This window comes from Thermoflexus hugenholtzii JAD2, assembly GCF_900187885.1.
Lineage (GTDB): Bacteria > Chloroflexota > Anaerolineae > Thermoflexales > Thermoflexaceae > Thermoflexus > Thermoflexus hugenholtzii.
Window position 1 is genome coordinate 26,261 of record NZ_FYEK01000025.1, and the last position, 8,687, is coordinate 34,947.

At 69.3% G+C, this 8,687-nt stretch carries 7 protein-coding genes; all 7 read left to right on the forward strand.

Translation table 11 applies throughout. The features are described 5' to 3' along the window. Positions 1–218: 218 nt before the first annotated feature. The 7 genes from CFB18_RS06200 (at position 219) to CFB18_RS06230 (ending at position 8,393) form a co-directional block, all read left to right on the forward strand. Positions 219–1,097, forward strand: a complete 879-nt coding sequence (locus CFB18_RS06200; RefSeq protein ID WP_088570937.1) for a branched-chain amino acid ABC transporter permease — start codon at positions 219–221, stop codon at positions 1,095–1,097. 16 nt (positions 1,098–1,113) lie between these two features. Then, the gene (locus CFB18_RS06205; protein WP_088570938.1) at positions 1,114–2,970 is read left to right on the forward strand and encodes a branched-chain amino acid ABC transporter ATP-binding protein/permease; all 1,857 of its coding nucleotides are present in this window, start codon (positions 1,114–1,116) and stop codon (positions 2,968–2,970) included. Then, positions 2,967–3,680 (forward strand): ABC transporter ATP-binding protein, encoded by a 714-nt coding sequence (locus tag CFB18_RS06210; protein WP_088570939.1) that lies wholly within the window; start codon positions 2,967–2,969, stop codon positions 3,678–3,680. The genes CFB18_RS06205 and CFB18_RS06210 overlap by 4 nt, the downstream gene beginning before the upstream one ends. Positions 3,681–3,725: 45 nt before the next feature. Next, a complete protein-coding gene (locus CFB18_RS06215) occupies positions 3,726–4,970 on the forward strand; it encodes an ABC transporter substrate-binding protein (RefSeq protein ID WP_088570940.1) in 1,245 nt (414 codons plus the stop codon). Between the two features lie 77 nt (positions 4,971–5,047). Next, positions 5,048–5,851 (forward strand): alpha/beta fold hydrolase, encoded by an 804-nt coding sequence (locus tag CFB18_RS06220; protein WP_088570941.1) that lies wholly within the window; start codon positions 5,048–5,050, stop codon positions 5,849–5,851. 50 nt (positions 5,852–5,901) lie between these two features. Beyond that, entirely contained in the window at positions 5,902–6,687 is a 786-nt protein-coding gene (locus CFB18_RS06225) for an alpha/beta fold hydrolase (RefSeq protein ID WP_088570942.1), read from the forward strand. 101 nt (positions 6,688–6,788) lie between these two features. After that, the gene (locus tag CFB18_RS06230; protein WP_088570945.1) at positions 6,789–8,393 is read left to right on the forward strand and encodes an amidohydrolase; all 1,605 of its coding nucleotides are present in this window, start codon (positions 6,789–6,791) and stop codon (positions 8,391–8,393) included. Positions 8,394–8,687 lie beyond the last annotated feature (294 nt).

Sequence of the window (8,687 nt, forward strand, 5' to 3'; positions counted from 1 at the left end):
CGGGGGCCAACCGACGATCCCTCGGTCGCGGACGCTTCGCCTCGAGGGGGGCGGCCCGGCCCCCGCGCCGCCTCCCTCGGCCCCAGCCGCCGAACCGCGGTGGACCCGTCTTTGTAACCCGGCTGTAACGCCCCCGGAACGGCTTTCCAGGAAGATATGGCTCAAAGCCTGGCAGGTGGGCGGCGTTTCCGACAGTCAGGAGGATTCGGAGGGCCGGGATGGATCTGCTGATCCGGTATCTGGCGGGGGGGCTTTCGGCAGGGGCGCTGTATGGGCTGATGGCCCTGGGGCTGGTGCTGATCTATCGGGCGTCGGAGGTGGTGAACTTCGGCCACGGGGATCTGGCGATGGTCAGCACCTTTGCGGCCTACACCCTGTTCCGCGCCCATGCCCCGCTCCCCCTGGCGCTGGGAGGCGCTGTTCTCTTCGGCGCGGCGCTGGGGGCCCTGGCGGAGCGAGGGCTCCTGCGGCCCGCGCGCCGCCGGCGAGCCACCCCCCTCACCCTGGTGGTTCTCACCCTGGGCCTGGCGCTGGTCCTCAACGGGCTGGCGGGTCTGTTATGGGGCCATGAGATCCGCACCTTCCCGGCGCTGGTCTCCGGCCCTCCGCTGCGACTGGGGCCGGCGGTGATCACCCGGGAGCAGCTCTTCAACCTCGTGGTGGGGTTGTTGCTCGCTTTGGCCCTCTACGCCTTCCTCCGGTTCACCCGCACCGGTCTGGCCCTCCGGGCGGTCACTCAGAACCCTGAAGTCGCTCGGCTGATGGGCATCCCGGTGGACCGCATCCTGATCCTGGCCTGGGGGGTGGGGGTCGGGCTGGGGGCCATCGCCGGGATCCTGGCGGCGCCGCTGATCTATTTGGAGCCGAACGCCATGCTGCCCCTCCTGATCAAGGGCTTCGCCGCTGCGGTGTTGGGGGGGATGACCAGCCTGCCCGGCGCGGTGATCGGCGGGTGGCTCCTGGGGATCCTGGAGAACCTGGCGGCCGGATACATCGCCACCGAGCTCAAGACGCCCCTTGCCTTCGCTCTCATCGTGGCCGTCCTGGTGGTGCGGCCGGCCGGGCTGTTGGGCCGACCGATCTCTCATCGGGTGTAGCCGGGGAGGGCAGGCAATGGCGCGGCGGATCGTCTGGGGGGCGCTCATCGCGGGGATCCTCGGGGTTACAGCCTTCACGCTGCCGAGCTATTTCCTCTACATCCTCAGTCTGGCCGGGATCTGGGCGATCGCGGTCATCGGGCTGGATCTCCTGACAGGCGTGGCGGGCCAGATCTCCATCGGCCATGCCGGCTTCATGGCCATCGGCGCGTATGCCGTGGCCTTGCTGAGCCTGCACCTCGAGGCCCCGTTCTGGCTCGCCTTGCCGGCAGCGGGCCTCCTGAACGCCCTGATCGGGCTGGCCCTGGGGCTGCCGGCTCTCCGCCTGAGCGGGCCGTATCTGGCCATCGCGACCCTGGGGTTCGGCGTCGCCGTGGTGGAGATCCTGCGGCGCTGGGAGCCGGTCACCGGCGGCTTTATGGGGTTGAAAGTTCCCCCGCCGGCCCTGGGCCCCTGGAGCCTTCGCAGCGACGCCGCCCAGTATCTCCTGATCGGGATCCTCCTGGTCTTTCTCGCCGGGATCGCCCTCCGGCTGATCCGTAGCCCTTTCGGCCGGGCCTGGATCGCCTTGCGAGATCGGGAGGCGGCGGCCCAGGCGGCCGGGATCTCCCGGGCCCGTTACCGAACTCTGGCCTTTGCCGTCAGCGCCTTTTACGCCGGGGTCGCCGGCGGGCTCCTGGCTTACCGGGTCGGCCGCGTGGACCCGGATGGGCTGACCCTTATGCACTCCATCTTTCTGGTCAGCGCCCTGATCGTGGGCGGCCTGGCCTCGGTGCCTGGCGCCATCCTGGGGGCCGTCTCCCTGACGGTCCTGTTCTATCTGCTCAGCGGCCTGGGGACCGCGCTGGGCTGGCGGACGGAGGTGGGAGACGTCCGCAATGTGCTGTATGGGGCCGCCCTGATCCTGACGGCGATGTTCCTCCCCGGGGGCCTATGGCGTCTCCCGATGTATGTGCGCGGACGCCGATGGATCCCCGTGCCCTCCAGGGCCCCGGCGGGGGAGGAAGGATGGGAGCGCCCCATGGTCTCCGTGCCCCAGATCCGCCTGAGGAGCACCGGGGGCGGGCGGCTGGAGGTCGTGGAGGTCTCCAAGCGCTTCGGGGGGTTACAGGCCCTCGACCGGGTGAGCTTCACCGTGGAGCCCGGGGAGATCGTGGGGTTGATCGGGCCGAACGGGGCCGGGAAGACCACGATGCTGAACCTGATCAGCCGCTTCTACGACCCGGACGCCGGCGCCATTCGCTTTGAGGGCCACGATCTCCTGCGCCGTCGACCCCACGAGATCGTCCGGCTGGGGATCGCCCGTACTTTCCAGAACGTGGAGATCTTCCCCGCCCTGACCGTCCGGGAGAACCTGCTGGTGGGCCAGCATCCTCAGACGCGGGCGGGTCTGATCGCGGTGGCGGCGGGCTGGCCCTCGGTGAGGCGGGAGGAAGCGCGTCTGCGGGAGCGGGCCGAGGAAGTGCTGGAGTGGCTCGGGCTATCGGCCTTGGCGGATCGCCCGGCGGGGAGCCTTGCCTTCGGCCAGCGCAAGTGGGTGGAGCTGGGCCGGGCCCTGGTGGCCCAGCCGCGCCTGCTCCTCCTCGACGAGCCGGCGGCCGGCCTGCATCCCGCGGAGCGTCAGGCCCTGCAGGCGCTGCTGCGCGGGATCCGGGAAGCCCTGGGCTGTTCCATCCTGCTGATCGAACACGACATGAACCTGGTCATGGGGCTGTGTGACCGGATCGTCGTGTTGAACTTCGGCCGGGTGATCGCCCAGGGGACTCCCGCCGAGGTGGCGGAGAACCCGCTGGTGATCGAGGCCTATCTGGGGGAGCGGCGAGAGGAGGATGCGCAGCCGACGGCGCTCCGGAGCGGGGAGGGCAGGGCATGAGCGTGGTGCTCTCCCTTTCGGCGGTCACTGCCGGATACGGCCCGATCCTCGCCCTCCGGGAGGTCTCCCTGGAGGTCCGGGAGGGGGAGGTGGTGGCCCTGCTGGGGGCGAACGGGGCGGGGAAGACGACCACCCTGCGGGTGATCGCCGGCCTCCTGCCGACCTTGTCCGGCTCGATCGCCTTTGAAGGGCGTCCCCTTCATCCCCTGCCGCCCGAGGAGCGGGTGGCGCGGGGGATCGTGCTGGTGCCGGAGGGCCGGGGGATCTTCCCGGAGCTCACGGTGGAGGAGAACCTGTGGCTGGGGGCGTGGCGCCGTCGGGATCTCCGGGCGGCGCGGGCGGACCTGGAGCGGGTGTTCCACCTGTTCCCGATCCTCCGGGAGCGCCGGAGGCAGCTCGCCGGCACCCTTTCGGGCGGGGAGCAGCAAATGCTCGCCATCGGGCGGGCCCTGATGGCCCAGCCGCGCCTGTTGTTGCTCGATGAGCCCTCCCTGGGGCTGGCGCCGCTGGTGGTCCGCCACATCTTCGAGGTCCTGCGGGCCATCCACGAGGCCGGGACCCCGCTGCTGATCGCCGAGCAGAACGCGCATCTGGCCCTGACCCTGGCCCATCGGGCCTACATCCTCCAGAACGGAGAGATCCGCCTTCAGGGAGAAGCCCGCGTCCTCCGGGAGAACCCGGAGGTCAAAGCGCTGTATCTCGGCCGTTGAAAGCGGAGGAGCGGTTTCCGAATCCTTCAGGAAAGGAGGTGCCCGATGGAAGGTTTCCGCCTGCTGTGGATCGTGGCCCTGGTGCTGGCGGCCTGCGCGCCGGCAGCACCCCCCACGCCCACCGCCGCGCCCTCTCCGACGCCGGCGCCGGCCTCGCCGACGCCCCCGCCCCCCGCCGCTACGCCGACCCCAGCCCCCAAAGTTCCCGGGGTCACTGCGGATACCATCCGGTTGGGGATGATCTGTGCCCTCTCGGGCCCGGTCTCCACCATCGGCAAGCCGCTGGCGCGGGGGATGGAGGCCTACTTCCGATGGGTGAACGATCAGGGAGGCATCCACGGGCGCAAGATCGACCTGCGGATCGAGGACGATCAATACACCCCGGCCAACACCGTGGCGGCCGCCAAGAAGCTGGTGGAGCAGGATGAGGTCTTCGCCATCGTTCGCCCCCTGGGCACCGCCACCACCGCCGCCATCCTGGATTACACCATCGAGAAGGGCGTCCCGGTGGTGGGCGTGGCCTCCGGCTCCTCCCTGTGGTCGAAGCCGTTCAAGAAGACGGTCTTCGGCATCCAGCCTACTTATGAGCGGGAGGGGCGGCTGATGGCCAAATACGCGGTGGAGGAGCTGAAGGCGCAGCGCATCGCTGTGTTCTACCAGAACGACGCCTTCGGCAAGGAGGGGGCGGACAGCTTCGTGGCGGCCCTGAAGGCCCGGGGGATCGAGCCGGTGGCCATGGTCCCCTATGAGGTAGCGGAGCAGGAGTTCAGCGCCCACGCCCTCAAGCTCCAGCAGGCCAACCCGGATCTGGTCTTCGTCTACGCCATCCAGGTGCCGGCGGCCAGCTTACTGAAGGAAGCCCAGAAGATCGGCTTCAAGCCCAAGTGGCTGATGACCTACGTGCTGGCTGATCCCATCCTGCTGGCCCTGGCCGGCGACGCGGCGGAGGGGGTCTACGCGGGGGCCTGGCTGGTGGATCCGGAGAACGCCCCGGAGGCGGCGAAATACCGGGAGGTGCTGACCAAATACTTCCCGGATGAAAAACCGGGCGGCTACAGCATCTCCTCCTACGCAGTGGCGGAGATCATCGTCGAGGCCCTGAAGCGGGCCGGGCCGGACCTCACCCGGGAGAAGTTCATCGCCGCCCTGGAGTCCCTGAAGGACTTCACCACCGGACTCACCCCGCCCTTCAGCTACAGCGAGACCGATCACGAGGGCATCAAGCAGATCGCCATCGTCCAGGTCCAGAAGGGACGCTGGGTGCCCGTCACCGGCTTCTTCGGCGAGTGAAGGCAAAGGCGGTGGGGGAGATCCAAGATCTCCCCCACCGGGATCATATCCTCTCCAGGACAGGAAAGGAGGGTGCCATGCCGTTCATCCAGCTGGATACGGGGATCCGGATGCATTACCGGGATGGGGGACAGGGGAAGCCGATCCTCTTCGTCCCCGGCTACAGCGCCACCGTGGACACCTGGAACTACGCGGTGCTGGATCTCCACGATCGCTACCGGTGTATCTGCGTGGACCTCCGGGGCCACGGGGATTCGGACAAGCCCTATTCCGAATACACCTATGACGAGATGTGCGGGGACCTTCAGGCCTTCATGAAGGCCCTGGACCTGTGGGACGTGACCTTCGTCGGCTGGTCCATGGGGGCCGGGGTGGGCCTGAAGTATGTGGCCAACTTCAACACCGACCGCCGGGTGACGCGGCTGGTGATGGTGGCCCCGGCCACCCCGCGCTTCGTGCGCACAGATTCAGAGCCCTACGGGATGACGCCAGAGGAGGCCCAGGCCGCCCTGGAGGGGATCCGCCGGGGGCTGCCGGAGGTGATGGCCGCCTTCGCCGACAACAACTTCAAGCGGACGGACATGCAGGCCACCAAGACCTGGTTCCTCTACTCCCACTGGCTGCGGATGCCCGCCTATGTGGGCTACAAGTATTTCAAGACCCTGATCACCGAGGACCTGCGGGACCTGCTGCCCAAGGTCGACATCCCGGTCCTGATCTGTCACAGCCGCGATGACAAAGTCTGCCACTGGGGCTGGGTGGAGTATATGGCCGCCCGCCTGAAGAACTGCCGGGTGGTGTGGTTCGAGAACAGCGGCCACGCCCTCATGGTCGAGGAGCCGGACAAGTTCTCCCAGGCGCTGGCGGAGTTCATCGGGTGAACCGATGGGAGGGGGAGGATTCGCCTCCCCCTCCCCCAGGGAGGTGCCAGATGCCCTTCGTTTCCGTCGGAGATGGGAGGATGCATTGTGTGGAGCGGGGGGCCGGCGAGGAGGTGGTCCTCTTCGTCCACGGGTGGCTGAGCAGCCACCGGTGGTGGCTTCCCGTTCTGGATCGGCTGCCCCCGGGCCTTCGCGGCTACGCCGTCGACCTGCGCGGGGCCGGGGAGTCGGATCCGGCCCCCGGAGGGCACACCTTGGCCGGCTACGCGGCGGATCTCCACGCCTTCGCCGAGGCCCTCGGGCTGCCTCCGTTCTTCCTCGTGGGCCACTCGATGGGAGGTGGCGTCGCCCTGCGCTACGCCCTGGACCACCCCGAGCGCGTAAAGGGCCTGATGCTGGTGAACCCCCTGGCCCCCTTCGGCACCCGCACGGATCCCCAGATGGACGCCTGGGTGCGGGCGCAGCAGGGCAACCCGGAGGGGATCCGGGCCATGGTGCAGCTGGCCTTCGCCACCCCGCCGGCGCCGGAGGTGATGGAGGCCCTGGTGGCCGACGCCTTGCGCTGGGGGCCGGCGGCCTACTTCGACACCCTGGACGACATGGCCCGCTTCCACGTGGTGGATCTCCTCCCAGCGCTGAAGGTGCCCACTTTGGTGCTGTGGGGGGATCGGGACGTGGTGATCCCCTTCGAGGGGATCGTGGAGCTGTTCAATCGCATCCCGGGCTGTGGACTGGAGATCTGGCACGGCGTCGGCCATTCCCCGGTCATCGAGCGCCCCGACGCCTTTATCGCCCTGCTGGAGCGCTTCCTCCGGGAGGTGAAGGAGGAGCAATGATGCAACGCTCGCTCTGAATCATCTCCGCATCGTATGGGATACGGAGGCCATGGCTCAGGTGGAGGCTTGGCTGCGTTGAAGCTCGGAGCATGGGAGGGATGATGGTCCACGCGGACTTTGTGGTGCGAGGGGGCCGGATCTACACCCTGGATCCCGCGAACCCGCGGGCGGAGGCCCTGGCGGCCTGGCGCGGGCGCATCCTGGCCGTCGGGCGCGCGGAGGAGATCGAGGGCCTGATCGGCCCGGGCACCCGCGTCCTGGACGCCCGGGGGGCGACAGTGCTCCCTGGCTTCCACGACGCCCACTGTCACATCCTCCTGTTCGGCCTGAGCCTGGTGGAGGTCAACCTACGGGAGGCAACCCGTATCTCTGAGGTCGTGGAGGCGGTAGCCGCCCACGCCCGCAAGATCCCGCCCGGCCGCTGGATCCGCGGCGGCGGCTATAACGAGAACAAGCTGGCCGAGCGCCGCCATCCCACCCGGTATGATCTGGACCCGGTCTCCCCCCATCACCCGGTCTGGCTCTCCCACATCTCGGGGCACATGGGGGTGGCCAACTCCCTCGCCCTGGAGCGGGCCGGGATCACCCGCGAGACCCCCGATCCCCCTGGCGGCCATATCGTCCGGGACGAGCGGGGCGAGCCGACGGGGCTGCTTCAGGAAACGGCCCAGGAGCTGATCAAGCGGATCCTGCCTCCTTACAGCCTGGAGGAAGTCAAGGCGGCGCTGGCCGCGGCCGGCCGCCGCATGGCTGCCGAGGGGATCACCGCGGCCCAGGACGCCTGGGCCGGCTGGATCGCGCCGGAGGAGTTCCGGGCCTACCAGGAGGCGGTGGCGGAGGGGCTGCTTCCCCAGCGGGCCTGGCTTCTGGTGGACGTGGAGCGGCTGCGCGTCCAAGATGAGCGCTTCGATTTCGCCTTCGGCCTCCACACCGGGTTCGGAGATGACCGTCTGCGGCTGGGGGCCATCAAGATCTTCATCGACGGCTCCCTCATCGGCCGGACCGCCGCCCTGCGTCAGCCGTATGCAGATCCCCCCGGCGTCTTCGGGATGCTGGTGCAGGATCCCCGAGGGCTCGTGGAGCGGGTGCGCCGGGCGCACGCGAGTGGGTGGCAGGTGGCCATGCACGCCATCGGGGACCGCGCCATCGAGGCGGCCCTGGATGCCATTGAGGAAGTAATGGGGCCGGAGGCGGCCCGGTTTCGTCCCCGCATTGAACACTGTGGCGTCGTGCCGCCCGACCTGCTCCAGCGCCTCCGCCGCCTGCGGCCGGTGGTGGTCACCCAGCCCCGCTTCCTTTACGAGCTCGGAGAGGGGTTTCGGGCCGCCCTGGGGGAAGAGCGGATGGCCTGGACGTATCCCCTGGCGAGCCTCCGGGAGGTGCCCCTGGCCCTGAGCTCCGATCGCCCCGTGGTGGACGGCGCGCCCCTCCGGGGCCTCCAGGCCGCCCTCACCCGACGGACCCGGGAGGGCTGGGCGCTGGTGCCTCAGGAGGCGCTGACCCTGGAAGAAGCTCTGCGCGCCTACACCGTGGGGGCCGCCTACGCCGCCTTCGCCGAGAAGGAGCTGGGGACCCTGGAGCCCGGCAAGTGGGCGGATCTCGTCGTCCTCGGTGCGGATCCCTTCGAAACCGATCCGGAGGCCCTGGAGACAATCCCCATCTATGCCACCGTGGTCGGAGGACAGGTGGTGTATGAGGGCAGGTGAAAAAGGGGCGGATCTGGCCTCTCCCAGGTGGCGAACGTCCGAGGGGCCGCTCGGGGGATCCGGTTGCGTGAAGCGCGATGGTTTGCAAGCCCAAGGACAGCGCCAAACCCACCCCGTGAAACTCTGAGGAGGAAAGGAGGGGAATGATGCGCCCGAATCGCTGGTTGCGGAGCGGAGTGATCCTGGCCTTCCTGATGGGGGCGTGCGCCCCAGCGGCCACGCCGACCCCCACGCCGCCCCCGCCACCGCCCACGCCGACGGCGGCAGCTCCTGCGCCGAGCCCCACCCCGGCGC